General features: G+C 48.0%; 18 protein-coding genes and 1 pseudogene. 10 read left to right on the plus strand and 9 right to left on the minus strand.

What is annotated here, in order from left to right; translation table 11 throughout:
* Positions 1-9: 9 nt before the first annotated feature.
* Together dnaG and BUB94_RS05865 are read right to left on the minus strand one after the other, a co-directional pair.
* Positions 10-1,908: a DNA primase gene (dnaG, locus tag BUB94_RS05860; RefSeq protein WP_073235034.1), complete on the minus strand. Its 1,899-nt coding sequence runs from the start codon at positions 1,906-1,908 to the stop codon at positions 10-12.
* A 68-nt stretch (positions 1,909-1,976) separates the two neighbouring features.
* On the minus strand, positions 1,977-3,107 hold the full coding sequence (locus tag BUB94_RS05865; protein ID WP_073235036.1) for a DegT/DnrJ/EryC1/StrS family aminotransferase: 1,131 nt from the start codon (positions 3,105-3,107) through the stop codon (positions 1,977-1,979).
* Between the two features lie 102 nt (positions 3,108-3,209).
* Here BUB94_RS05865 and rpsT point away from each other — a divergent pair, with 102 nt between their 5' ends.
* The 6 genes and pseudogenes from rpsT (at position 3,210) to BUB94_RS05895 (ending at position 10,060) form a co-directional block, all read left to right on the plus strand.
* Positions 3,210-3,470 carry a 30S ribosomal protein S20 gene (gene rpsT / locus BUB94_RS05870; protein WP_073161379.1) on the plus strand — a complete coding sequence of 87 codons (261 nt, stop codon included), beginning with the start codon at positions 3,210-3,212 and terminating at the stop codon, positions 3,468-3,470.
* Between the two features lie 257 nt (positions 3,471-3,727).
* Positions 3,728-4,291, plus strand: a pseudogene (locus tag BUB94_RS17470) (ATP/GTP-binding protein); the annotation flags it as partial.
* 407 nt (positions 4,292-4,698) lie between these two features.
* Complete coding sequence (locus BUB94_RS05880; RefSeq protein WP_073161377.1) at positions 4,699-5,118, plus strand: roadblock/LC7 domain-containing protein; 420 nt, start codon at positions 4,699-4,701, stop codon at positions 5,116-5,118.
* Between the two features lie 29 nt (positions 5,119-5,147).
* Positions 5,148-5,609 carry a hypothetical protein gene (locus BUB94_RS05885; protein ID WP_073161376.1) on the plus strand — a complete coding sequence of 154 codons (462 nt, stop codon included), beginning with the start codon at positions 5,148-5,150 and terminating at the stop codon, positions 5,607-5,609.
* Between the two features lie 77 nt (positions 5,610-5,686).
* A complete protein-coding gene (locus BUB94_RS05890) occupies positions 5,687-8,575 on the plus strand; it encodes a hypothetical protein (RefSeq protein ID WP_254793682.1) in 2,889 nt (962 codons plus the stop codon).
* A gap of 78 nt (positions 8,576-8,653) precedes the next feature.
* Positions 8,654-10,060 (plus strand): BamA/TamA family outer membrane protein, encoded by a 1,407-nt coding sequence (locus BUB94_RS05895; protein WP_139260147.1) that lies wholly within the window; start codon positions 8,654-8,656, stop codon positions 10,058-10,060.
* Positions 10,061-10,132: 72 nt separating this feature from the next.
* On the opposite strand, the gene BUB94_RS05900 is transcribed toward BUB94_RS05895, so the two are convergent.
* The 4 genes from BUB94_RS05900 to BUB94_RS05920 form a co-directional block, all read right to left on the minus strand.
* On the minus strand, positions 10,133-10,822 hold the full coding sequence (locus tag BUB94_RS05900; RefSeq protein ID WP_083538134.1) for a porin family protein: 690 nt from the start codon (positions 10,820-10,822) through the stop codon (positions 10,133-10,135).
* Between the two features lie 22 nt (positions 10,823-10,844).
* Positions 10,845-13,247, minus strand: coding sequence for a T9SS type A sorting domain-containing protein (locus BUB94_RS05905; protein ID WP_083538135.1), 2,403 nt, complete (start codon positions 13,245-13,247; stop codon positions 10,845-10,847).
* Positions 13,248-13,648: 401 nt separating this feature from the next.
* Positions 13,649-13,924, minus strand: coding sequence for a hypothetical protein (locus BUB94_RS05915; RefSeq protein WP_073161371.1), 276 nt, complete (start codon positions 13,922-13,924; stop codon positions 13,649-13,651).
* A gap of 71 nt (positions 13,925-13,995) precedes the next feature.
* Positions 13,996-14,811: a TIGR02147 family protein gene (locus tag BUB94_RS05920; protein WP_073235054.1), complete on the minus strand. Its 816-nt coding sequence runs from the start codon at positions 14,809-14,811 to the stop codon at positions 13,996-13,998.
* 208 nt (positions 14,812-15,019) lie between these two features.
* Between BUB94_RS05920 and BUB94_RS05925 the strand changes: the two genes are divergently transcribed.
* On the plus strand, positions 15,020-16,261 hold the full coding sequence (locus BUB94_RS05925; RefSeq protein ID WP_073235056.1) for a hypothetical protein: 1,242 nt from the start codon (positions 15,020-15,022) through the stop codon (positions 16,259-16,261).
* Positions 16,262-16,392: 131 nt separating this feature from the next.
* Here BUB94_RS05925 and BUB94_RS05930 read toward each other — a convergent pair whose 3' ends face one another.
* Positions 16,393-17,586 (minus strand): FISUMP domain-containing protein, encoded by a 1,194-nt coding sequence (locus BUB94_RS05930; RefSeq protein WP_175549683.1) that lies wholly within the window; start codon positions 17,584-17,586, stop codon positions 16,393-16,395.
* A 61-nt stretch (positions 17,587-17,647) separates the two neighbouring features.
* Positions 17,648-19,843 (minus strand): FISUMP domain-containing protein, encoded by a 2,196-nt coding sequence (locus BUB94_RS05935; RefSeq protein WP_073235062.1) that lies wholly within the window; start codon positions 19,841-19,843, stop codon positions 17,648-17,650.
* A gap of 296 nt (positions 19,844-20,139) precedes the next feature.
* Between BUB94_RS05935 and BUB94_RS05940 the strand changes: the two genes are divergently transcribed.
* From BUB94_RS05940 to BUB94_RS05950, 3 genes are read left to right on the plus strand one after another with little or no spacing between them, the layout of a single operon-like run.
* Positions 20,140-22,401: an FISUMP domain-containing protein gene (locus tag BUB94_RS05940; protein ID WP_073235065.1), complete on the plus strand. Its 2,262-nt coding sequence runs from the start codon at positions 20,140-20,142 to the stop codon at positions 22,399-22,401.
* Positions 22,402-22,421: 20 nt separating this feature from the next.
* Positions 22,422-23,561, plus strand: a complete 1,140-nt coding sequence (locus BUB94_RS05945) for a fibrobacter succinogenes major paralogous domain-containing protein (protein WP_073235068.1) — start codon at positions 22,422-22,424, stop codon at positions 23,559-23,561.
* Between the two features lie 31 nt (positions 23,562-23,592).
* The gene (locus tag BUB94_RS05950) at positions 23,593-25,473 is read left to right on the plus strand and encodes an FISUMP domain-containing protein (protein WP_083538137.1); all 1,881 of its coding nucleotides are present in this window, start codon (positions 23,593-23,595) and stop codon (positions 25,471-25,473) included.
* 7 nt (positions 25,474-25,480) lie between these two features.
* Here BUB94_RS05950 and BUB94_RS05955 read toward each other — a convergent pair whose 3' ends face one another.
* The gene (locus tag BUB94_RS05955) at positions 25,481-26,455 is read right to left on the minus strand and encodes a KamA family radical SAM protein (protein ID WP_073235074.1); all 975 of its coding nucleotides are present in this window, start codon (positions 26,453-26,455) and stop codon (positions 25,481-25,483) included.
* Between the last annotated feature and the right edge of the window lie 14 nt (positions 26,456-26,469).

Genomic DNA, 26,469 nt, shown 5'->3' on the forward strand with positions numbered 1-26,469 from the left:
CCAAAATAATCAATACCCATTGTCGGGGATGGCCGCTTGGAACTTCATCAACATGCTTCGACTTTTGACCACCTGGTCGGCGAAGGCGTTGATGTCAATTTTTTCGGTGCTGTAGAGCTGGTTGATTTTTTGCATTCCCTGGGTGAACTTGGACATCTGCATTCTGATTTCAACGGCGTCGTTGGAGTTCAGGGGAATCATGCGTTTTTGCCTGTCGCAAAGTTTTGTAGAAAGCACCGTCAGGGTCTGGTAGAATTCCTTGATTTCCTGGGGGGACTTCCACTGCTCTTCGGGGAGGCCTTCCAGGAACAGTCGCAGTTCCGGAGAGAAGTTCTCGTACAAAAGTTGGGGAGAGTGGTAACCCGATTCCAGGTAGATGGCCACGGTGGAACTGATGAAATCTTCTACGACGCGGGATTCAAAAAGTTGGATGCCGCTGGTGGCCCAGTCCATGTCGAAGTATTCTGCGGCTCGGTCCATCAAGGTGGGGTTGCGCAGAATCAGGTTGGCGAAGCGTACTTCCATGGGCGGGATCATGGCCCAGTCGATGCTTGCTTCCTGCTCCAACTGAGGGATGACTTCGCCCTGGGAGTTGGAACTTGCCACGGGGCGAGGTGCCTTGTAGGCGGGCTTGATGCTCTTGACGTGTGCCAGGGAACGGTCTGTATTGTAACGTTCCGAAATAAGTTTGAGATATTGATTCTGCAGTTCGCGATCGTCTATACTTTTAACCAAGCTCTTGACGTAGCTGACGAATTCCGCCCTTTCTTCGGGGGAGCGGGGGTTGCGTTCCATGGCCAGATAGTTGAGCCAGTCTTCGGCTTGGGTGAGTGCCTGCCTGAAGGCGTCGGGACCCTGTTCGTTTACGAAGTTGTCGGGGTCGATCTTGGTGCCGTCGGGCCGGGACAGTGCAAAAACGCGGGGGGCGATTCCCTTGGGCAACACGATTTCCAAACTGCGGAGGGTTGCCTTTTTGCCTGCGGCGTCACCGTCAAAAACCAGGTAGGCGGTCTTGGCGTAGCGAGAAAGGATGTTGGCGTGATTTTCGGTGAGGGCGGTTCCCGATGCGGCCACCACGTTGGTGACGCCGCCCTGATAGAGACTCATCAGGTCGAAGTAGCCTTCCACGATGATGACGGATTTTTCCTTGGCGATGCTTACGCGGCTGTGGTTGAATCCGAAGAGGATGTCGCTTTTGTGGTAGGTGGCTGATTCCGGGCTGTTCATGTACTTGGCCGGGGAATTGCCAGAGAGGTCGCGTCCTCCGAATGCCACTACGATTCCGGACTGGTTCTGGATGGCGATCATCAGACGGTCGCGGAACTTGTCAGACACTCCGCCGTTTTCGCGTTCCACGGCGAGACCTGCCTTGACGCAGTCCAGGGGAGAAAATCCGTTCTTGACGGCATATCCGATAAAACCTTCGCGGCCATCGGGAGCGTAGCCGATGTGGAACAGTTTGCGTGTCTCTTCGGTAATGTGTCGGTTGGCCAGGTATTCCAGGGCCTTCTGGCTCATGGACAGCTGACTTTCAAACCATTGGCAAGCCAGCTCGTTTAGCTTGCGGACCATGGCCCGCTCTTCGGAAACCTCGGCGTTCTCGTTATCTAGCTGGGGGAGGGCGAAACCAACATAGTTGGCGACCCATTCCACGGCCCCTCTAAAGTCTAGCTTTTCATGTTCGCGTACGAACTTAAAAACGTCACCGCCGGCTCCGCAGGCGAAGCACTTGTAAATCCCGATGGTGGGATTGACGCTCATGGAAGGGGAACGGTCGTCATGAAAAGGACAGCGCCCCACATAGCGGCCGTTGCCGGAACGTTTCAACGGCAAAAAGTTCTCGATGACCTGCGCAATATCTGCGTGGCTCTTCAGCTCTCGAATAATGTCATCGGAATAAAACGGCACAGGCCAAATTTAGTAAAAGCCGAGAGTCGTGACTGGCAAGCGAGCTTGCCAGGCATGACCGAGGCCCCCTAAATGCAAGCGCAGCTTGCCGCTTTTAGTCGCGTTATAATTTCCTCAACGTCGCTGAAGGCGCAGACGGGAAGGCTCAATGCCTGCTTCGTTGCCTTTTGGGCGTTGGGTGTAATGGGTTGCGTTTCTTCGCCGACCATTTCGCGAAAGCATTTCTGCTGGGATAGCGTGTTTGGGTAATGAATACAGTAAGGAATGCCCTGACTCTTCAATATTTCAATAAATTTGTCGCGCTTTTCTAACAACAACGTGTACTGGGCGTATGTACTTTCGTTTGTTTGTTCTATGAACTGCGGGTTTACTCCGCAAACTTTTTTTATGAAGTCAGGTAAACTGAAAAAATCGTCGTACTTACGGGCGTTTTCTCGCCTTACAGTCAGTTCATCTTTTAAATGTCTCAGCTTTACTCGGAGAATTGCTGCCTGGAATGCGTCTAGGCGACTGTTTAGACCGAGTGTTTCGTGATTGTAGTGCCCCTTGCTGCCGTGGTTGGCCAGCATTCGCATTTTTTCGGCCAGTTGGCTGTCTCGAGTGAACATGGCCCCGCCGTCTCCGTAGCAGCCCAGCGGCTTCGTTGGGTAGAAACTTGTAATGGAAATGTCGCCCAAGGTGCAAGCCGTCTGGTTCCCGCACTTGGCTCCGTAAGCCTGGGCTGCGTCTTCCAGCAGCCAGAGTCCGTGCTTGTCGGAAATTCTGCGCAGTTCTTCGAAGGGGGCGCACTGCCCGAATAAATCCACTCCGATAATGCCGACGGTCCTATCTGTTATAAGGCTTCTAACGCTTTCGGGGTCGATCTGCAACGTCTGGTTGTTGATGTCGGCGAATCGCGGGGTTCCGCCCAACAGTGCGACGCATTCCGCCGGAGCGATAAACGTAAAGTCCGGAACGATGACCTCGTCCCCTGGTTTGAGCCCCAATGCCATAAGTGCAATGGTGATGGCGTCGGTGCCGCTTCCGCAGGAAATGGCCTGCAAATCGGGGAGCCCGATGTAATCGACCAGCTCTTTTTCTAGATTGTCTACCTGAGGGCCGCCGATAAAGCAGCCGCTATCCAGCACTTCTTTCTCGGCCTCGAGGAACTCGTTTTTGTAGAAATCACGCTGTTTTTGCAGGTTTACGAAGGGAATCATGGCCCTAAAAGTAGAAATTTTTGAACACCCCTTGAAAAGTTTCAAACATTTACTAACTTTGTGCCAACATTTTTAAGTAGGTTTTCACCCGGAGATAATAAGGTGCCTCAACACAAATCTTGCAAAAAGCGTTTGCTTCAGGCCGAAAAGGCCAATGCCATGAACCGTTCTACCCGTTCCGCCATCCGTACCGCTCTCAAGGCTGTGCGTTCTGCTTCCACCAAGGAAGAAGCCCTCAAGGTTATGCCGGAACTGTTTAGCATGCTGGACAAGGCTGCTGCAAAGCATCGCGCTGGCTTCTGCGCAAACCGCGCTGCCAACTACAAGGCTAAGGCCGCTAAGGTCATCAACAGCCTCGCTTAATTTTTAGTTAAGTGCTTAAGGTTTAGCCGATACAGGAAACTGTATCGGCCTTTCCTGTTTTTACCTATTTTCTATTAATTGTCTTTCCCATGTATGCGGAACTTGTCCCGCGCTCCCCTTTTTACGTAAAATTTTCTTTTTCTTGCCGAAATACTTGCTTTTGGACGTTTCAATTCATCCTTTGATTGTTAAAAACATTTCTTTTTTTGTTAAATTATCAACGATTAATTGAAAATCTGAGTATTCAGGGATTTGTAATGTCGTCAATAAATTTTGCTACACGTGAGATTAGTTGTAAAGTTGTTTACTACGGTCCGGGCTTGAGCGGAAAGACCACCAATTTGCAGGTGATCCACCAGAAGATGCCGCAAGACAAGCGTACGGACATGGTCTCCTTGGCTACCGAAGGTGATCGAACCTTGTTCTTCGACTTCCTTCCGCTGAACCTGGGTGACATTAAGGGTTTCAAGACCCGCTTCCAGCTTTATACCGTGCCCGGTCAGGTGTACTACAATAGTACCCGTAAGCTGGTGCTTCGCGGTGTGGATGGTATCGTGTTCGTGGCTGACTCCCAGCGTTCCCGTCAGGCCGAAAACCTGGAAAGCTTGCAGAACCTTAGACAGAACCTGCAGGACTACGGCATGGACCTGGACGATATGCCTTTCGTGCTTCAGTACAACAAGCGCGACATGGAAAACGTCTTTACTCTTGAAGAACTGAATGCTGAACTGAATCAGCGCAACGTGCCTTTCTTCCCGGCAACTGCCCATAACGGTAAGGGCGTGGTTACTACCCTGAAGACCATCGCTATGCTGGTGATTGAAAAGTTCAACGTCAAGCAGGGCTTCCTCCGCCAGGCTGCCGCCAATGCAAATAACGCTGGCGTTCACGATGTGTCCCTGACCAAGGATGGTGTTTCCGTTAAGGAAGCAACCGCCCAGCCGGCACAGGCCGCCGCCCCTGCATCTCCGTTCCGCATGCCCTCTTTCGCAGCCAAGCCGCCTGCAGCTGGTGGTGCTGCCGCTCCTGCATCTGCCGGTGGTGGTCTATTCCAGAAGGGAGCCACATCTTCCCCCTTCGGTCGCCCCCGCGCTGCAGCCCCGGTTCCCCGTATGCCCACCTTTGGTCGTGATGTAGCAAAGCCCAACAACGAGGCTGACGACGAAATCGAACTGCGTCCTTACGTTCCCAAGAAGAAGGACTAATCTGATTTTTAAGGAATCTACTCATGAGTGATTTTACCATTTATTCTGATGATGCTGACAAAGTCCGCCGTTTGATGTCTGCCTATCAGGCTAGCATTAAGGCCGAATACATTGTGCTCTGCCACCGCGATGGTTCCATTATTGCAGAAGTGGGTTCCATTGGTGTCGATGCCACTCCGCTGGCAGTGCTGAGCACCGCTTCCTTTGACTCCGCCAAGCAGGTGGGTCTCATGTTGGGTGGCGAAAATTTCAACTCTGTCTCTTATGTTGGCGACAATCGTTCCATCTACATTTCCCCTGTAGACCAGGCCTTGCTCCTTGTGCAGATCTTCCCGGGCAACCATCTGCCCAACCGCATCGAGGACTTCAACCGCCTGTTGGTCGAAAAGCTGGTGGATGCCGTTCCTGCATTTACCCAGAATACCAGCCGACTGGTCCGCTAGTTTGGTCTAGTTAGTTTGTCGGGTATTCCGTGGCAAAGGCTACCGCATTACGTAATTTGAGAAAGACGACAATCATTGTGGTTGCCGTCTTTTTCGGCTTCTTGGTGCATCGTATTGTGGCCTTCTGCCTGGATGATGTTTCTATTAGCTCCTCCGCCGACGCAGAACTTTCCCTTGCTCAGAGTGTGGTTTGCAGCCATATCGTGAACGGTTCCCCTTTCGGTGTAGATAGCGTTTTTGAAGAAGGCACTCGCCTTTACTATTACTCCACCTTGTCCACGTCTGTAAAGTTGGAATCCGATACCTTGTTGCATATTTGGTACAACGGGGCGGATACGGTCCAGAAGTCAAATTGCATTGTTTCTATGGGCGTTTGCCATACGACCATTGTCCCAAAACTTCTGAAACCGGGTGAGTGGAGTGTTGACCTGGCGGCAGGTCGAAAGCTTCTGTCGACTCAGCAGTTCCTTGTGGAACCCGTCCGTAGGTAGCCTTTATGTCCCGCCCATTGCGTTTGGGACGGCTTCGCCTGCTCTTTTTACTTTCCCTTATAAATTTTGCGTTTGCAATGAATGTTGATTCATTGCCTGTGTGGGACCCCTCCATTCTTGTACGAAGTAATGGGGACGCAATAAGTACCGCTAACGGTTTGGGTTCCGTGGATGAATCATCGGAAAATGTTCGTCATGATTCCGTCGAAACCCACGGCTATAAGACCATGCAGATTACGGTGGGCGATGGCGGCACCCAGGTGGATCAGGAACTGCGCCTCTCTATAACGGGGCGTCTCGCCGACAGCGTATGGATTGACGCCCTGCTTTCGGATGTGGGCCGCAAGGCGGGTGACCAGACCACGGCTACCTTGCGGGAAGTGGACCAAATATACTTTCGCGTGGAATCGCCCCGTTATTTTTTGCATCTGGGGGATTTGAACTGGGTCGACAATTCCTTGGAACTGTATTCCGTTGAACGGAGTAGCCTTGGGGCCATGGGTGGTGTGCGTGGTGATTTCGGTGGGGGGTACACTGAGGTTCGTGGCGTTGTTGGCACCGACGAGGTTCAACATTTTAGACGAACTCTGAATGGTGTCAGCGGTCAGCGCGAGGGGTATTCCCTGGATGCGTCTGGTGGCTTTGTAGCCATTGTGCCCCAGTCCGAAACGGTCTGGATGAATGGGGTGAAGCTGACCCGCGGTGTAGACTATCTGGTGAATTATGCTGGCGGTATGCTGGATTTCAAGGGTTCCATTGTTCCTAGCTTTGATGATGAAATTCGGGTGGAGTACGACGCCTACGAAGATGACAACATTTATTCTCTGAAGGGGGCTGCCGCCAGTTATAGGCATCCCAACTTGTATCTTGATCTTTCCATGTTCCAGTTGGAGAACGATGTGGACCGTTTGCGTCGCGGCGTGTGGACGGACGAAGATTACAATATGTTGAAGTCTGACCGCGGAGAAGTTTTTGTTCGTGATGATTCCCTGAGGGCTTTACGTCGCCCCGATCGTAGCGCTCGTATGGGGGCCCGCCTTCGCGTTCAGCAGAACCGGCAATTCTACGCAGACTTGGAAGTGGCTCTGAACAAGAGCGATTCCAATACGGTTTCTGATCATGTGGGTGGGCCGGAAGGCAAGGCGTTCCGCTGGTTTGTTACCACAGATTCTACCAGGGACTTGCTGCATTTCCCGTTGGCCATGGATGTTTACGGCAACCGCATTATGGAAGGCTATGATGTTACGGAGTTCCGCAGCATAAATTCGGACTGGGATCCATACATTTTGCAGGACCAGTGGGATTTGGCCTACGGTGGTTCCGCATTCTTGGATGACGACTTGCTTTACGACGAGGTAAAATTCCGCACGGCCTTTGGAAATGGCTGGTTCGGGAATGCCCTTTGGGGGTACCGCCGAAACGATGGGGAAGAATGGAATTCCTCGAGGGCGAAAATTTCGTTGCAACATCGGAATAGAAACACCCTAAGTGAAGTGGCCTTGATTCGTGTGGCTAGTACCGCAGACCGGAATATGGAACGTTACCAGGGAACCGCTTCCGCTGAATTTTTACAGGGCTTTGTACGCCCCTTTGGCAGCGGCGATTTCCGCTACACGCGAATTGATGAAACTTCTGATGTGGCAGGAATTGACGGTGGCGTGGGAGCGATTCATAATGAAGTCCTGTACGGAAAATCCACAGGCGGTTTCGGGATGTATTTTGACAAAGGCTTCTTGCGTGAAAGTGCAGGAGGTCGAATCGCCTGTCGCAGGGGCGATACCTATGGCAATGAATGGGCGGATTCCTTGCGGTCGGCCATGTGGTTGCAGGAAGCGAATTACGGAGCCCGTTACTTTAGTTTGAATCACCTGCTGCAGTATGAACGTATTGCCCGCGATTCCTCCGAGGGGGAAAATAGCTGGGTGGGGGAATTGAATTCCCGAATGGGTGGTGACGAAATTGGCATGACGGGAAACGTCACTTATAAAATCGGTCTGACAGAAGAGCAAATTTATACGGCTGTGTATAAGGCGGTGGCGCCTGGTACCGGAGATGTGCGCTATGATAGCCTGACGGGAACGTTTATCGAGGGAGTCGACAATGGCGATTTCGTTTATGACGGTATGGGACGTAATGATTCCGTGGGGGCCGTTCTTTCGTCGGACGCCTCCTTCGGATTTGATTTCCGCTGGAATCCCGGTGTGTCTCTTGGTGTAAAACGAGGAATTTTGCGTGATGTTACTTTTGGCGCTTCCTGGAATGGAGAAGGTAGCGATACGACAGGACGCACTTTGTATTTCCCTCCGGTCACTGCAGCCGCCTTGCGCCGAACCACTTCGGGACGCATCAACATGGAAGGTCTGGTGGAATGGGAACATCCGTCGGGTGTTAGTCTCGCTTATAAACCGGGTGCCACCTTTGAAAAAAAACTCAGCTCCGTTTCATATTTCGAAACGGTCTATTCCCATGAAATCGAAACGGGCTATCGCATAAATCCTGATCACTTTGTTGGGGCGGACCTGTTGATGGAAGATGATGAACTTTCTGCATTGCAAATTTGGAACTGGAACATCTATGATGTTTCTTTGAAATATCGGTTTGATTTCTTGAACGGATTTTTCGTTCAGCCTCTAGGCCGTTACCGCCAGGGAACTGGAGCTGATGATCTTGATAATGATTTTGAAGCTGACCTTTGGGAAGGCGCTTTTAGAGTCGGATATAACAAGCAAAAAAAAGTGGATGCCTTTGCGAATTTTTCTGTAATCCAGGTGGACGACCGGGGGGATTACATCCCCTATCAGGTCCTGTCCGGTTATAGTGATGGCCGTACCTATCGTTTTGAATTCTCCCTTTCCATTGACATGAATGATTTTATTTCTCTGGGCTGCCATTACATTTTGCGCTTTGGTAACTCCGAGGAAAATGTTTTCCAGAAACTCAGCACAGAAGCCAGAGCGGTGTTTTAACAGTTAACAGTGATGAGTTGGTGTCATTCTGAGCGAAGAATCTAGTATCTCATAATTTGTATCTTATATTTCGTTGCCTTGATTAGATTATTCTTGACATTTCTTCTTTTGGTGAGCATTGCCTTTGGTGGTGAATGTCGTATTTCTGACGTGGTGTGGAATGGCGACCACGAGATGGCTGATGAAGCTGATGCTGCGAATCTTGTTGGAATGCCCTGCGAAGGTTTGAACGGCCCCGTCTGGAAAAACACCTCTCGAAAAATCCAGGAACGTTATGAAAATGGCGGATTCCTTGCTGCAAGTCTTGTTGGCGAACTTTTGGAAAATCCTGCTGACTCCAGTGAGGCAACGAATACCGCTGTATTACTGTTGGAGTTGAATCGTGGCAGTGCCTGGGTGTGGGGACCTGCAGAAAATATGGATTCTACCGGAACCAAACCTGAAGTGTTCCGTAAATTGACAGGAATGGAAGTGGGCTCCTATGTTTCCCCCAGAGATCTGGAGCGGGCTAATTATAAACTTGCCCGTGTGGGGTACTTTGAAGAAGTGGGTAAACCCCGCATGTATCGAGATGCCTACCGGAACCGTATCATTCCCGTGTTCAATATGCGGGCTGCAGCCATGTCCGAGGCGGAAGCCTTGCTGACTTATTCCAGCGAAACTGACTTGTGGGAAGGTAATGTCAACGTGTCGCTGTACAACATTTTGGGGACAGCCCGCGACCTACAACTGGAAGGTTATACAGCCGCAGATTCCCGCCGTCTTGAAGGCTCCTATAAGGAACCCTGGATTTTTGGCTCTGCCTGGAACGTTATTGCCCGCGGCTATTTTGACGAAGATTCCTCAACCCGCGAAGCTTACGGCGAAGTGGGCATTAGCCGCGATATCGGTTTTGATTTTTCTATTGGGGTCTTTGTAGGAATCGGTGATAATGAAAAGACGTCCTCGTTGGAGTTGACCTACACGTCCCTTGACCGGTTTGCTTTACCTCGTAGCGGAACCAAATTTTATGGACTTGCCTCTTGGAATTTTTCCCGTCCCGATTCCCTGGATCATTACTTGAAGGTGCGAGGCTCCCTGGTGCGCTATGTACCGGTTTACGCAAACTGGATTACAAGATTCAGTGGTGCCGCCGGTGGAATATTCGCTCCCGATGCTGACCTTGATCGTCAAGATCTATTTGCCTTGGGAGGCATGAACGATTTTCGTGGAATGGATTATCGATTCCTGCGTAGTCGGGCCTATGGCTATACCGAGTTCGCTTTGCTTTGGCAGGATGGTTATGACCTGAGCATTGAAGGCTTCTATATGCCGGGCTTGTATCGCGCTCCTCGTCCGGATCATGGCTGGAAGCGTGAACAGGAATACGGCTTGGCCTTTACTCAGTATCGCAAGAATTGGAGCGTCAATTTTTATTATGCCCTTCGCAATGGCGAAAGCTACTTGGATGGTATTGTGGGCGTCGGTGTCAAAACGCTGTTCTAGAATTTGAATTGAAAAAGAAAAAAGGCTTGAGTGGAAAACTCAAGCCTTTCGCATATCCGAAGGCAGAAAATGTTAGAACCAGTAGGTTACAGTAAACTGCATCTGGTAATTCTGAATATCGACTTCGCAAGAACCGAGACCCAGGTCTACATCGTCAAACACATTGGTAAGGCCGAGAATGTAACGGAAGCCTACGTCAATGTTCGGGGATACGTCATAGCCGAGACCGAATACCAAGCTGAATTCAAAGGTGTTCTTCTTGTACATGTCGTCGAGGAGGTTGCTTGCTGCGCTAGATGCTCCGTAGCCATAGTCATAGTCATAGTCGTTCCAACCATAGTCATAGTCGTCCCAACCATAGTCGTCACCATCGTCGTAGAAGGAACCGCTGCTAGAAACATCCCAGGAACCAGACAGGATCAAGGCAATCTGCGGACCTGCTTCTACGTAGAGGTTCATGACTGGGGTATAGTGGAAGAGAACGGGAACGTCAATGGCCCATGCGGTGTAAGAAACATCGTCGTTACCAACGCGACGCAGGTCCAAGGTGACTTCGGGGATGACGGATGCCTTTTCGGAAAGGGCGATCTTTGCGGCAACACCGGCGTTAAAACCTACGCTCATGCCTCCGTCGGTGGTGGCATCACCAGACATCCAGTCGGTAAGGTTAAGGGCTGCGTGGCCGCCAAACTGAATGTTCTGTGCGCTGGCGAAAGATGCTGCACAGGCGGCTGCTACTAGAATAAGTTCTCCTTGTTTGATTGGTTAGCGAAATGTAGATCGTTTATTTCTTCTTTGTGAATTTAAGTGAAGACATTCCGTTTGTAGTTTGAACTTTTACTACATAAACTCCCTGATTTAGGATTTCTAAATTCATGACGGGATATTCAAAACCTGTTTTAGAATAAACCTTATTTCCGAGGGCGTCATATATAACGATTGACTTTACTTCGTGGATGTCGCCTGTGTAAATGAGGTTGTTTTCCGCAAATTTGACTGTTGCACTGGCGTTGTCTAAAATTTTCGCAAACGAAGTCTCGCTGGTATCCTTACCAGGATCTATAGTTGGTTCTTCCTTGTACATGTCCGGGTTGTATGTTGCCACAATTTTATAAATGGCGGTCTTGCTGCTATCTGCGGAATGGAAGTCAAAGTCAATGGTGTCGCTTAAGTCATATTCATGGAAAATTTTATAATTCTCAGAATAAGATTTATGGGGGCCGGCAAAAACGATGGTTGCTCGCTTCAAGTTTATTTCGAAGGGGAGGTCTACGTGAACAATCTTGTTTTCCTGATCAATTTTACCTTCAAAATATGCAAGCCCGGCTTCGATAAAGAATGACTTTAGTTCGGCAACATCCTGTTCTTCAGCCTTGTGAACAACATTTGCTGAAAGAACTGTTCGTTTGTTGATTTCATTGTAGGTTATAATTGAAAGTATACTTCCCTGACCCCATACGGGGTAATCGTAGTTTGTGGGTTCATAAGAATATGTGGCGAATGGATTGGGCATTGCGACATAGAGGTCATAGTCGCTATAGTTTATACTTGACCTTTTATCAGCCAGGTTTATGCTGAACTTTTGACTCGTTGCGTTGGGAGTTGCTGCAATGGCAGAGAAATTTTTGTTGTCGGTGAGGTCTACAACGTAAATGCCAGAGACGTTGTTGTCAGGCCAGACCTTTGGCTGTCTAACAACTTTAAGGGCATAAGTCTTTTTATCGTAGTCTTTAGTCAGTGTAGCATACATGCCGGATGTACCGTACATTTTCCCGGTAATAGTCAAGGTGATGTTCGTATCGGGAAGAGAAAATGTTCTTTCGCAATTTCTCCAAAAGGTGTTCTCGACTAAAAAATCATCTCCAGAACCGCAGGCAAACAGTTTTGCAACGGGCGTTCCCTTGTAGGGAAGGTCGTAAATAATCTTTCCCGTGTCGTTGGGAGATTCCGGGTCATAAATGGTTCTTGGGTAGATGTATTCCTGTTTTGCTGTGTCGATCATGAGCAATTGGCTCAAGTAGTTGTTTTCTTCTATGACGTCAACAAATTTGAATTTGTAATAGTGAATAGGACTTCCGTTTTGTGAAATGACTTCTACAACTGTGTTTTCTAGATCGATGGGGGTATTGAACAAGTCAACACTGATTGGCTCGCCATTCTTATACCAATTCCTTTTCGCCAAGCCGGAAAATTTTAATCCGGCGTAGTCTGAATTTGATCTGCCGGCACTGTATCGGCCATACAAATTATGACGAATGGAATCTGGTACCCATTTGTAAAGCTTTAACTCGACCAGCCCTGTGTCGCCAGAATTTTGGGGATGGGTGATTTTTGTTCCCTCTGTGCAGTATGTGCCTTGTTTAGCCAAGGTACTTTTCGTAACATGAATAATGGGGGAGTCTGAATATGTTTGGTACCACTGATAAACTTTGCTTTCTGAACAGAAGTCAAAAACGTTGACAATTGCCGCATTGGTATCGCCTGGGGTTCGGCTTATGTTTAGGACGATGTCTTTGGTGCTGAGTCCGCTTTTGGACTTGAATGTATAGGTAACAGGCCCCTTGCTAAAATCTTGTGCGGTACTGGGAGTGACCGAACTGTATAATCCCGTAAAGTAAGGGGTTATGCTTTCCATCTTTGCAGTGAACGGTACCGTGAAGTAGATGGTGTCGTTGCTTCTGACGTAATTGGTATAATCGCTTGTCACGCTGGCTTTTGTAACGATAACATCACTTGGGCCGCCAATGGCAATAGAATTGATGGAAACACTACATTCCTTTGTAGAGGAAGTTTGTGCCTGGAAGGCTATTTTGGAATAGTCGCATTCGATTGACAGCGCCTGGCCGCTAGAGAAGGCTCCGATTTCGTACCAGTAGCCGTCGTAATAGCCATAGGCGGCAAGGCTGTTGCTTCCGCAGGTACCGCCGTAATTGACGATGCCGGTAAGGTAGCCTTCGCATGTTTCATTCGGGGTGACAGTCAAGCCAGAGGAGAACTCTGAACCGGTAATGGTTGTGGTTACGTAGCCTTTTTCCTTTACCCAGGGAGTCCAGGATTTTTGATCCAATTCAAACTTGGCGTTGGTGGTGGTGTAACCGTCTGTCTTTTCGTAAAAACTGAGGGATACCGATGCGAAGGACATGCTTGAGGCAAGACCTAGCGTTAAGGCTATTTTGCGACAATCCATAAAAACTCCAGAGTTCAGTCTTTACAAAAGTAAGTTTTTTTTTACAAAAACAAGGGGTTTGGTATACCTAGCAAATACTAAAAAAAGAAATCCTTGTTACACAAGGTCCTTCCTAAAAAATTTTACGTCAAAAAAGGGCTTTATTAAAAATTTGGATGTCATATGATTCAATGTGAATCATATGGGATGATTTCTAGATCAATCCTGCCATGTACACCGGCAGGTAGGTGAATCCGTCCTTGACTTCCAAATTCTTTGTGTAGACGATGAACTTGTCCCTCAGCTTTAGCTGGGGGAACACGAAAGTCAATTTTTTTTTGTCTGTTTATTTTACCGAAAAATGAAAATCTTTTTGGCTAGTTTTTCACGAATTTAAAAAATCTCTCTTTTTGTAGAGGGGTTTATTCGTTGTCGTCTTCCAACTGCTCCCCGATGGAGCGGAACATCGGGTCCCATGTCATTTTGCCGGCGTCATCCGGACGCACCCATTCGGCTTCGCCATCGTTCATCCACATTCTAAACTTAGTCATTTTAACAGTACAAGAGGTTTCGTCACCGGTAACGTGGATCCAATATTTAAAACTGAGGTTTAATTTCTGAGCAGAGACTGTGCCATGCCCATTGTATGTTTGGATGTTGCCCGTTACAACCGACATGGCCTTGAATTTCTCTGTCACCAGTTTTCCTTTTTCTGGTTCATCCTTGGCAATAGGAATTTTTTCATAAGGCTTTTCCTTGCGTATAATTTTTACACTTTCTTTGTTAGGGGAAACATTTGCAGGTTGATTCGAAACACTTGATTGATGTTCTTGGCGGCGGAAGTGATGGCTGTGATTCGGTCGCGACAATCCTCTAGTTCGGCGGTTACTTTCTTGTAGGTTTCCTCGTCGCAGCCGCAGGTGATTCCTAGAAAGTGGCGTTCGTCCTTTGAAAACTTGCCGATGGCTTTTTCGGCGAGAGCTGCCATTTGACGCTGCATTTCGCGCATGGCGCGGGGGAGGCTTTCCTTGGAACCGGTCACGTTGGCGTCCGTTTGCGTGTAGCGTCCCTTTTCATCTTTTTCCAGAAATCCGGAATTCACCAAAAACTGCAGAGTATTTTCAACATCCTCAGCGCAAATTTTTTCGTGGCAGACATCTGCGATTTTCTTGGAACTTGCTCCTGGCATCAAAGGGGCCAATTCACGAAGGACAGGGTACTTCCAGGATTCGTAAAAAACATAAGCATCGGCATCGATGATGCGGGCTTTTGACTTGCGTGCCATTTTGCGCAATTCCAAAGTCAGTGCTTTCCGGTCGGCTTCGTTAGTGGTGTTGTCGATGGCGACCATCAGCTCAAAGAAGTCCTGTTCGCTGGCAGATAAATTCATTACGGCTGCAACGAATCCCGCCCTTTTCTTGCTTAGCTTGCTTTTTCCGTCGCAAACAAGCTTTAGGTAGTTGGGGGAGGCAAATCCTGCTAATTTGTTGAATTCACGCCAGGAGAAAGTGGAATGTTTCTTGCGTTCCTCAAAATAATCCCTGATGAAATCTCGATAGTCACTGTATCCAAAGATGAGTTTCATGGATTTGAATATAGTTTTTTGATTTGTCAATTCGGATTTTGAAAATGTGCAGCGAAATTGACTTTGGAATAAATTCTTGAAAAACGTTTTTCTATATGATTCACAATGAATCATATAGAAAGTGAAAAATGCCAGTGAGGTAAAGAATGCGAAGAATGTGCGGGACTACAACAGTGTTTAACGCCCTCAAAAAGCCTAAATTTAGGGTATGAAGATTTTTTATTCGCTGGTATTAACGGTAGCCTTGTTTTTTGTAGCGTCTGGTTGCTCCGAAAAGGAAACGGCGGGCAATGCCACGGAACCCAATACGATTGGCGAATTGGAATCGTCCAGTTCTGTGGCTGTGGTGCCCCAAAGTTCTTCAGAAGTTCATGAAATTATCTTCACCACAAAACCGTCTAGCGAAAATCTTCTCGGTAGAACAGTTGTGCGTGTTTATCAAGAAGAACAGGGTGCGCAAGGTACATGTACCGTGGGTGAAATCGTCTTTACTGCTGCGTTCAAGATTGTAGGCAGGGGCGTGCTTAGTTATTCAAGTGCCCTGTCGGTTGCGTCTTACGACATGTGCAATTCCCTATGGAAGGATATTTCTGGGGAATGCTTTGCTGACGATGCAATCTTGCTGGACGAAAATGAAAACTGCAATGAAAAATCCTTCGATGTTCTGTGTCGCATAGAACGGACTGGCGAACGTAATTTTGATCATGAACTTTCTGAATTCGAAAGACGCTTTGTTTCTGCTTGCGATAAGTTGGCTGGCGCGAATTCTGGCGAACCGACATCTGGACATTTTGAATCCGCCGTACTTCCCGATGTAGAATCTTCAGAAATTTCTAGCGGTTATGAGCCGATGGTAAGTTCCTCCAGTGAAGATCCTTTTTATGAAGAAAAGGAACCTTACAGTTCCTCAGCAAGATCCTATTCTATGGAAGAAATCTATGCGGAAGAAAGTTCCATGACTCCGGAAGAAATTCTTGCATCATACAAACCCGAAATAAAGGTTGATTCCTCTGCACATCAATATGGACATGGGGAACCCTGGTATGAAGTTATCTTTACGGGAGAACGAACCTTTGTTCATGAATACTATGATGAACATGGTTGGCGTGCGTGTGTTGTTTATGTGGATGAACCGCAAAATGGTCTTGAATTGCATATTTTGGATGATGATTATATAGCCTCCTTCCAACAGTATTTGTCCTTGAATGATGGGGTCGTAAAATCTGTGGAACGCCTTTTAATTTCCTCCAATGATCATGAATTGGTTGATGAAGAATATGTCCCGAAATTTAGTAGCCAATGTGCAGAAAATGAGGGCGAATTGACAGACCATCTGCAGGACGATAAATACAGATATTGGACCTGCGATAGAATTTTAAAGCCTTCTGTTTCTGCAAAGCATTACTTGTATGAACGCGCGCTGGAACTGAAAACCAACTGTGCGGAATAGGAACGTTTTTTTCGTGTCTATTACAAGGAAAAGGAAATTTGGTAAGGTAAAATCAATCTCGGGATTTTTTCCTTTGAAAATTGAAAACTGGTTTGACGTATGAAAAAGGCTCCTTTTCAGGAGCCTTTTGCTTAATCGTCTTCTTCTTTTGGAGAATTCATCATGCAGCGAATAGGGGCGAGGTTATACTTGCTGATATCGCTAAAAACAGCTTCGTGATTGTTAAGGATGCACATACAGATGGCATTTTTGCTGGGGTAAGTGTTTCCTATTGTAGATGTCCATACGCATTCTTGCAGCATCGACAATCCATAAGTGTTTTCGCCACCGTAATCTGTATAATCTCCATAATAATCTCTGTCCATCCAACCGCTAGCCGATTTTAGGTATAATCCTGCGGTTTCCGCTCCGCCGACATATTCAAAAAGATCTTCGTAGTTTCGTTTTGTAGCCAAATGCCAGCCATCTGGGCAGATGCCTGTTGGATTTTGTTGTATGTACCACGACTTGTAAACATCGAAATTTAAGGCATATCCATAGCCCACCCCTTTCATGTCTGTAGAATAGACTGCGGCGGAATCTGCTGCTGCTGCCCAAGTATAGTATCTGCCCTTTTCGGTGCAATTATCGTTGTCATAATAGCACTCGTTTTCATAGATAACGCGTTTGCCATTCTGGTAGATCTTATATATAAAGTCCAGGTTCTGGGCCATCCAAGTCTGTTCGCCGATTTTTATGGTGTTGTACACATGCTTGTTGCGAATGTCCAAAACTTCTCCGTATTCGCCCTTTGCCAAAAGATCCTGATTCAAGTGTTCTGTTGGAGCACAGACGTATTTGTCGCAGTCGTAGGTGCCTAGGGACATTACCGGGGTCGGGTTCTGGCTGGAGCTGGACAATGCTTCACTAGAGCTGTCTTCTTTGGAACTGTCGTTACTGGAGGACGACTGCGGCTCTGAACTGGAGCATGAACCTGCATCGACATCGTTGCTTGACGAATGCTTTTCGTCGGATTCGGATGCGGCTTCGCTGCTAGAGCTGGACTTGGCGTCTTCGCTGGAACTGGATTCTTCCTTTTCTTCATCCTTTGACGAGGAACTTTGGACTGTAGAAGATTTGCCGGATTCGGAGTCGTCCTTGTCGGAAATCCAGCTTGTTCCATCGCATTCGTAGTAGGCGTCTTCTTTTTCCACAAAAATGACTTCGCCCTTTCTATCGGAAACGCATTTTCCCAGATTGTAGATGGTTTCTACTCGATCGTTTTTGGAGTTTTCGTTATCCGAGGACGATGTGGAGGTTGAATCTCCACAGGATAGAAGAAGCATGCTTCCGACAGAAGCTGCTAGAGTTAGTCCTACAATGCGCATGATAGGCACCTGTTTTTAATTAGTCCTTGACGCAACGAAGTGCGAATCCGCGATCCTTTTCATTGTACGATGCTTCGTAACTACGAATTGCGTTTTCTCTGTAGTCGAGGTACCAATAAACTGCGCCGGTGTACTTTGTTGCTTCTGTTGCACTCCAGAAGTTGGCGAAATACTTTGCGTCGTCAAAAGCGTATCTACTATAGCTTTCGCTAGGATCAGCGTATCTTCCGTAATAAGCGCCTGTTGCAATGGCCGAGAATCCGTAGGAATCCGCGGAGGGCTTGGAGCTAGTTGAGTACGGATACCATCCCTTGGAGGACTTCATGATTCCGGTGTATGTTCCTGTAGAACCACCTTCCATTTTTGAAATATAATTTCTCACTTGGAGCCATTCGGCGTTGGTGGGAACATGCCATCCATCGGGGCAGATACCCTTGTGGGGGCTTTCGACCAGGAAGTCGGCGATGGTCTTTGCATACTTAGGATCTAAATTCATTGCTGCAGTCCAGCTATAAAGACGACCGCCTACGTTGCAGTTGGCTTCTACGTTCTTGTAGCACCAGCTGTTGTCGACAAGGTTTGAATTGTTCTTGTCGTAGTAGTTCAGGTTTTCGGCCATCCATGTCTGCAAACCGATTTCAGTAGTCTTATAGGTCTTGCCATCGCGGGAATCCTTGAGGGTTCCGTACTTGTAGTCCGGATTCAAGTAGTATTCCTTCGGGTGGTCGTAAACGGTTGAAACTCGCCAGTTGCCGTTGCCTCCATCGCAGACGTATTCCGTTTCACGGTCATACGCATCAAAGAGGGATGCGAAAGTTCCTTTTTTGGAGGCTGAACAGGTTTTGCCGAGTCTATTTTCGTTGGCGGTGGGGTAGCGCCACTTGGTGTCGTCGCAAGCGTAGAATTTGCCCAGGTTGTCGCTGTAGGCATTTGTCATCTTGATTTTTTCGCCGTCGCGTTCACCGTTGCAAACGCCGATGCCGTATACATTGCCAACAAAGAGGCTGATGTACTTTTCAAAGTTGGGAACGGATCCTCCAAGTTCTTCAAGCTGAGTCCTTGTTTTGGAGAATTTTCTTGTGGTGTCCATGGCCCAGTCGGCTGCCTTTACCTTGGCGGCAGAATCGCTCCACAGACCGTCTTCTTCAAAGTCTGTAGCAAGAACGGTCAGGCGGCTGGTCATGTCTACGTCGCTCAAGCCTTCCTGGAGCAGGATCGATGCGGCCAGAAGCTTTGCGTCGTCTTCAGAGGTTCCGAAAATGGAAAGGTCTTCAAAGGCGTGATTGTTGGTCGGCCAGCCGAAGGCTGCAAGGACTTCCTTTTCTGCCTGGGACTTGGCTGCGGGAATGTTCTTGAACTTTCCACTCTCGACAAAGAGATTTACGGCTCTCTTGTAGGCGAGATGGCCGAGGATGTTGATGTTTGCCGAAGTACGTCCGTTCAAGTCGATCAAGGATTTTAGACTCACCTGGTTGGCTGTCGTTTTAGCCGTATTTTCGTTGTAATAGTAGCCGTTTGCCAGGAGCAGGGCGTACTGGCTCTTGAGGGTTACCTTAGTCGAGGTGTAGGCGCCGAGATCGGATGTAACTTCCCAGTCGAATGTGGTGCCAGTCGGGTCCATTTCGTCGTCAAGTTCGGACAGCTTGATTGTCGTGCCCGACTTGTATGGGCCCTTTTCGGCAACACCAGTGAATGTCATCTTGGTGATGGCAACGTTTTCTACGACCTTATCAGAGGGTACGATGCTAGAACTGGATTCCTGAATGCTGCTGGAGCTAGAATCGTCGGTGTCGTTGGAACCGGGATTTTTGGAGTCAGAGGATTCGGTCTTGTCAGGGGAGGATCCGTTTGAACTTTCAGGATTTTCAGTTGAAGAGTTGTCCTTTTGGGAACTGGAGGATCCGTCTTTTGCCGATGAGGAAGACTTGTCATTTGCAGAAGATTTTCCGTCTTCCTTGTCTCCGGTTTTTGAAGAAGAAGATTCGGACTTGCCGATGTTCTTCCAATCGTCGTTGACGCACTGGTAATCGGAATCTTCGTCCTCTACGTAAACAACATCACCTTCTCTATCAGAGGTGCATTTGCCTAGATCATAGATGGATTCCACCTCGGTGGCGTAGGAAACCTTGTTTTCGGTATTAGACCCTGTAGAGGAATCATCTCCACAGGCAACGAATAATAGGGCTGCTGCACTTAAGGAAAACAGTTTTTTCATTCACACACCTCATTTGCTTTTTTTCATTTAGAATATAAATTTTTTGTGCAATCTTAGCTCGCCGAAATGGAGCCGAATTCAAACTATTATGGGCTTTCAAACTCATATGATTCATTGTGAATCATATAAAACATTTTGTTTCTTTGAAAAAGTGTGTTCCCGGTCACAGTGCTGTTTATTTGGCTGTTTTAGACTTGTTGTGTGTTGAGGATAAAAAGGGAATAACCTACATTTGTAATAAATGTTGATATGGGCGTTGTTTCGCCTGAAGTAAAAATTTTTAGCGGGATGCTGGTATGAATAAAATTAAGTTGTCCGTCCTTGCAGCCTCCGTTTGCACCTCCCTTTTCCTGGGCGCATGCGGAGAAGATTCTTCCACTGGATCGAACTCTGGTGACAAGGTAACTTCCGAGACCTCGGTTGAGACTATCTACGACTTGGGAAAGTGTTCTTCAGAAAGAAAAGGTGAAATCATCTTTGTTGAAGAAAACGATTCGGATTATCTGTGTGATGGAAACAACTGGAAAAATCTTGGAACTCCGGAATCCTCCGATTCCAAGGACATATCCTCCAACTCCAAGGATGATTCTTCTACGTCCAAAGATGAATCCTCTGATTCAAAGAACGACGTTTCCTCGACGGATAAGTCTTCCGATTCCAAGGACGACTTGTCTTCTGCATCCAAGGATGAAAATACGTCTGTAGACAAATCCTCCGACTCCAAGGAAGTATCCTCCTCTTCGAAGGATGAAGCTTCTGAAACTCCGGGCTCGTCCAGCAGTTCTGTGGTAAACTCCAGCAGTGTGGTTGAGTCCAGTTCCAGTGTCCGCGGGCAGAACGAGGTCGTGGCCGATGTGGCTGTTTCTAAGCAGACCTTTACCGGTGTTGCCCAGAAGGGTCCCTTTACGGCAGGTTCCGTTGTGAAACTGTCTGAATTGGACGAAGTGCTGGATCTTACGGGAACTTCCTTTGAATGGGAAGTGACTACCGATCAGGGTGAATATACTTCCTCTAAGGTGACCTTGAGGAGTCAATATGCGTTGATGCAGGTCAGCGGTTTCTACTACAACGAGAATACAGGCAAGACTTCTACGGGCCAGCTTACCTTGAAGTCTATGGTAGACTTGAATGAACGCAAATCCGCCAATGTGAACATCCTGGGTCATCTGACTCATAAGCGAATTGTAAACCTGTTTGCTGAAAGCGGCAAGTACAAGAATGTGCCTGCAGCAAAGTCCGCAGCAGAAAAGGAAGTGATGAACTCCTTCCACTGGACTGTCAATAACCATGCATTTGAAGACTTGAATATTTTCGGCAGTACCGAAGATGATGCCAAGCTACTTGCTGCATCGATTCTTCTGCAGGGTGATTTAAGCGATGCTGATTTTTCTAGCCGACTCGCTTCCTTGACCACCGATTTTGAAGATGATGGCGTATGGAACGATTCTGCAGCAAGAATCGCTGTGGCAGACTGGGCTATGGATACCACTAGGTCCTTTAGTAAAATCCGCGAAAAATTGCTTGAAGTGGGCCCCCGCGTTCCGAACTTCGAAAAGTATATCTACCAGTTTGCGGGCATTGTGTATGACATTGGCGTCTGCTCTGAAAATAGGGACGGCGAAAAGGTTAAAATCAAGAATCCCTATAGTAAGAATTTAGGTCAGGAATACGTTTGTGCCGATGGCAAGTGGCGTAAGCCTACTTCCACCGAAAAACGCCTAGGTTTCGCATGTGCCGTTAAGAACAAGGGAACCATTGTGCACGAGGGTACCACTAATGGAAATCTGGATTGGTATTGCCCCGGCGACGGAAACTGGAGGTTGGCTAGAGTTTACGACTACCCAAAGAGTAACTATTTCAATCCCAGCAAGAGCTACGGGACATTGAAGGATTCTCGCGACGGAAAGACTTACAAGACCGTAAAGATTGGAACCCAGACTTGGATGGCGGAAAACCTGAATTACTATGACAAGAACAATGCTAATTTGCAGAAAAGCACCTGGTGCTATGAGGATGTTGAAGAAAATTGTGAAGTGGGCGGCAGGTTCTATACCTGGGCTGCAGCCATGAACCTTGATCCCAAGTACAATTCCAATTCCGCATCGGCAGCGGGTGTTATCAAGATTCCGCATCAGGGGCTGTGCCCCGCGGGTTGGCATATTCCCAATACAGGCGAGTTTAGCATTCTTAGAGAGTACGTGGTTATGATGGAAGGGGGTGGAAAGGTTGACTTTAATGATGGCTCCGGACAGCTGAAGTCCGTGCTTGGCTGGCATGATTTGAAAAGTCCCTTTATTACGCCCCGAGATCCGTATGGATTCTCTGCAATTCCCACTGGAGCCTACTACGGTTCTCATAGGGATCCGGATGGGCAATTCAGCCGGTATGTTTTTGACGATGCCAGTTACTATGCCAACTACTGGTCTGCTTCAGAGGGCAAAAAGGCCACGGGTGCTGTCTACTGGTTCCTTGAGTACGGCAGTAGTACCTTTGATTATCACGACGCCCAATACAACGACAAAGACAGAGGCTACTCCATTCGTTGTATAATAGATTAATAGAATTAAGTTTTTAAAGGATGATTGCAATGAATAAGTTCGGTATTGCTAGTTTAATCTCTATTGCAGGCGCTGTATTTTACGCCTGTGGTGATTCCACGTCTTCAAATTCCACAATGGACTTGCCTGGGGATCAGGAAACTGTTACCGAGGTCGGCTCAGTGTATGAACTGGGAAAATGCAAGGACGACCGAAAAGGAACCATCATCTTTGTCAAGAACGAGAATAGAGAGTATGTCTGCTATTCTGGAAAATGGTCCCCTCTCGATGAAATCGGTTCTGTCGAGGAATCTTCTTCCAGCGTTCAGAAGGATGAACAATCGTCAAGTTCTGAAAATGGAAAATCCTCATCAAGCGTAGACAAGGATGATTCTTCGTCTAGCCAGGATGAGGGTGGATCTTCGTCAAGTCAAGATGAGGAAAAGTCCTCGTCCAGCCAAATGAAGGATGATGCTTCTTCAAGCAGCCAAAAGGAAGATACTTCTTCGAGTAGCCAGAAAGATGAACCTTTGTCTAGCTCCCAGGATGTGGAGGACAACCCGGAAGTCAAGGACGATGTGTCCTCTTCCAGTGAACAGAAAGAGGAATCTTCATCAAGTGTCAAGAGCGAAGAATCCGCTTTTTTCAAGGATCCTCGTGACAACCATGTGTATAGGATTGTAAAAATCGGCAATCAGACCTGGTTTGCCCAGAATCTGCAATATGCAGGTCCTGTAGGAAGCTCCCGATGCCATTCCGACGATTATATACAATGCGATGTCTACGGTCGCCTGTATCAAAGGGACAAGGCCATGACGGCGTGCCCCACAGGCTGGCATCTTCCTTCTCTTGATGAATGGAAGGTTCTTTTTGAATATGTGGGCGGAACCAATGTTGCTGGCATCAAGCTGAAATCTAGAAGCAACTGGGTTCTACAGGAAAACTTTGAAAAGTACGCTGGAATAGATGAGTACAATTTCTCAATATTGCCTGCTAGTTTTGCTACGTCAACTGGAGTCTACGGATCGACAATCAAGTATGACTCCCATCTTTGGACATCCTCCGTTGATGCTGATGGCTATAACGTGATGGTCTATTTCTTGCATAGCATGGGTGGCGTTGGGATGAGCAGTGTCTCCGAAAATCTGTACTATTCTGTCCGCTGCCTTCAGGATAACTAGTTCTGCATAATCTTTATCTAGAGGTTTTATTATGAAGTTTGGTTTTGGGAAAAGTTTGATGACTGCTTGCTTGGCGACTTTTGCCACGTCGGCATTGGTTGCTTGCGGTGGCGACTCCAGCTCTTCTGCGGAATCAGGAATTTCCAGTGATTCCGGCCCGAGCGAAGAAGAAATTGCCCAGCGTTGCTATGAAAAGTTCGGTACGACGGAAAACGATACCTGGGCAGAAACCTTATCAGGAAACGAATTCATTAGCAAGCAGGTTTGCGAAAGCATTTCGGAATACATGAGCTATCAGCTTGCTTTCTATGCAAGGTGTACCTCAGCGAACTACAATTCTGCAAAGAATCGATTTGATGTCGAGGTCATTACAGAACAGAAGTATATGCATATCTGGGCGGAGATGGATGGTTGCAGCTATAAGCTGGGTACCGATGGTGACATGGAACCGCTCATTGCTAAGGGTCGCCAGTGGACTTTGGATGACTGCCTTTGCAAGGAAGATGCTGAAAAGACTCTCTATCGAGAAATCATGCCCGAGGAAAAGGTGGAGTCATCTAGCTCTTCCGAGAACGTGGAATCCAGCTCTTCTAAGGATGTATCCTCCTCCAGTGTCCTGAACGGCAGTGCCGGAGTTGATGGATCCAGTTCCTCTATCGAAAAGGTCTCCAGCAGCAGCCAGCCTGCAGTAGGCGAATTTGTGAAGATTGGCAACCAGGAATGGATGACTAGGAATCTCGATGTAGATGTGGAAGGAAGTTCCTGCTACAATGACAAGCCGGAAAATTGCGAAAAATATGGTCGCATTTATACATGGTCCATGGCCATGGACATTGACATTTCCTACGACAGAAAGAAGTACGGTGAGACTAAGGAACCTCACCAGGGAATTTGCCCCGAAGGTTCACACTTGCCAAGCCATGAGGAATGGAAACAACTGAATGAATTCATCAAGGCAAATCCGGAATACCTGACCTATTTCCAGAACCAGTACGGCGGAGCCTACGATTACAAAGGTTTCTACAGAAGTGTCGGCTCCGAGGTGACTTTTATAAGTTCTACAGAATACGATGTATCTGGATCATCATCCCTCTACGAATATGCCTGGCTTTGGTACATTCACGACAACCACATCTATTTTTATAAAGATAACGGTCATAAATACACTGGCGCCTATGTCCGTTGCGTAAAGGGCGAACTCTCTCCCAACACAGTTCCGTCCTCGTCATCTGGCAATGCCACGCCGGTTCTCGAAGTAGCCGAAGGCTGTAACGACTATGGCTACAACAGCAACTGGGAATACCTGAATCCGGATGTGGAATACGGCTGCATCTTTGACGAACGTGATAGCCATTATTACAAGACTGTCTATGTGGGCGATCAGCTGTGGATGGCCGAAAACCTGCGCTATGAGGCTACCGTCGGTAGTTCCTGGTGCTTTAACGATGAACTAGACGAATTCGGCGATTGCAACGAGTATGGTCGTTACTATGGCGGCAACGCCATTGCTACAGACGACCCCATCTGCCCCGAAGGTTACCGTGTACCTAGCCAAAGTGATGTAAACAAACTTATTGAGTACATGAAGAATCAAGAAGCCGGTGTAGAAATTTTCATGGCAAAGACGGATCTGTGGGATCTGCCCAACGAAAACGCATTTGAAGGAAACAATGCTACCGGACTTACTATGCTGCCGGGCGGCCTTCGTGGCTACGACAACGGACGTTTCTATGAGACCGGCGTTTACGCGGACTATACCCACCGATTCCACATGTGGTTAAGCGACAAGTATAACGGCCTTGTTGGCAACTATACCTTCTTGTTTAGCAACATTACCCAGTGGGGCAGCTCTTATTCCATTACTGATAAGGAACGTGGCTTCGGTATTCCCGTCCGTTGCATTAAGGAGTAGCTTTGAGTTACACCGGCGTCTTGCTTTTTTCGCCGGCGATTTCGCGCACCAGGCGAGGCACCAGATAGCCGGGAAGCTTGGTGCGGATTTCTTCGATAAGGGCCTTTGCCTTTTCGTCGCTGACTTCGTAGTGGGCAACACCCTTGGCGTGGTCCAGCTGGTGCAGGTAGTAGGGGAGGACTCCCTGCTCAAAGAGCTTACGTGAAAGCTTGGTCAGGGTGTCCGCGTTGTCGTTTACGCCCTTCAGCAGAACGCTCTGGTTCAGCAGCGTCCAACCGCTGTATCTCAGCTGACCGAAAATTTCCATGCTGCTTTCGTCCAGTTCGTCGGGATGGTCCACATGGCTTACCAGCACGCAGTCAAATCGGGCGGGGAGGTCTCGCAGGAATTCGAAGTGCTGCTGCACCAGGTCGGGGCGCATTACGGGCAGACGGCTGTGGATGCGAAGTGTGGTCACGGAACCATGGTCGCTAATGGCTTCAATGAGGCTCTGCAATTTTGCGGGCGATAAAGTCAGCGGGTCGCCTCCAGACAAAATCACTTCCCAGATATCGGTGTGTGTGTCCAGCCAGGAGCCGACCTCGGCTGCAATATTCGGAGAACTTTGGAAGGGGTAGTTCCTGCGGAAGCAGAACCTGCAGCGGACACCACAAGTGGCGGTCGTTACGATAAGGGCTCTGCGGTCGTATTTCTGGATGACGCATTCGCTCTTGCCTGCGTCCAAGTCGCCGACTGGGTCCATGACGAAGCCGGGAATGTCGGCATATTCTTCTTTCGTGGGGAGCACTTCCCGCAATAGGGCCGCCGGTTCCTTGGCGTTCTTGATCAGGTCTGCGTAATGCCTGGAACAGCAGAAAGGGAACGAGGGGGCGTGGTCCAAGTTGGCCAGATAGGGCGTATTTGCAATCAAAGTCGCAAAATCCGGGCCTAAATAGTCCAAAAAGTCAGAAATTTGTGTGAATACAAAAGCGGGGTGTTCCATTATATTACTAAATT

It is taken from the genome of Fibrobacter sp. UWH9 (assembly GCF_900129715.1).
In the GTDB taxonomy this organism is placed as follows: domain Bacteria; phylum Fibrobacterota; class Fibrobacteria; order Fibrobacterales; family Fibrobacteraceae; genus Fibrobacter.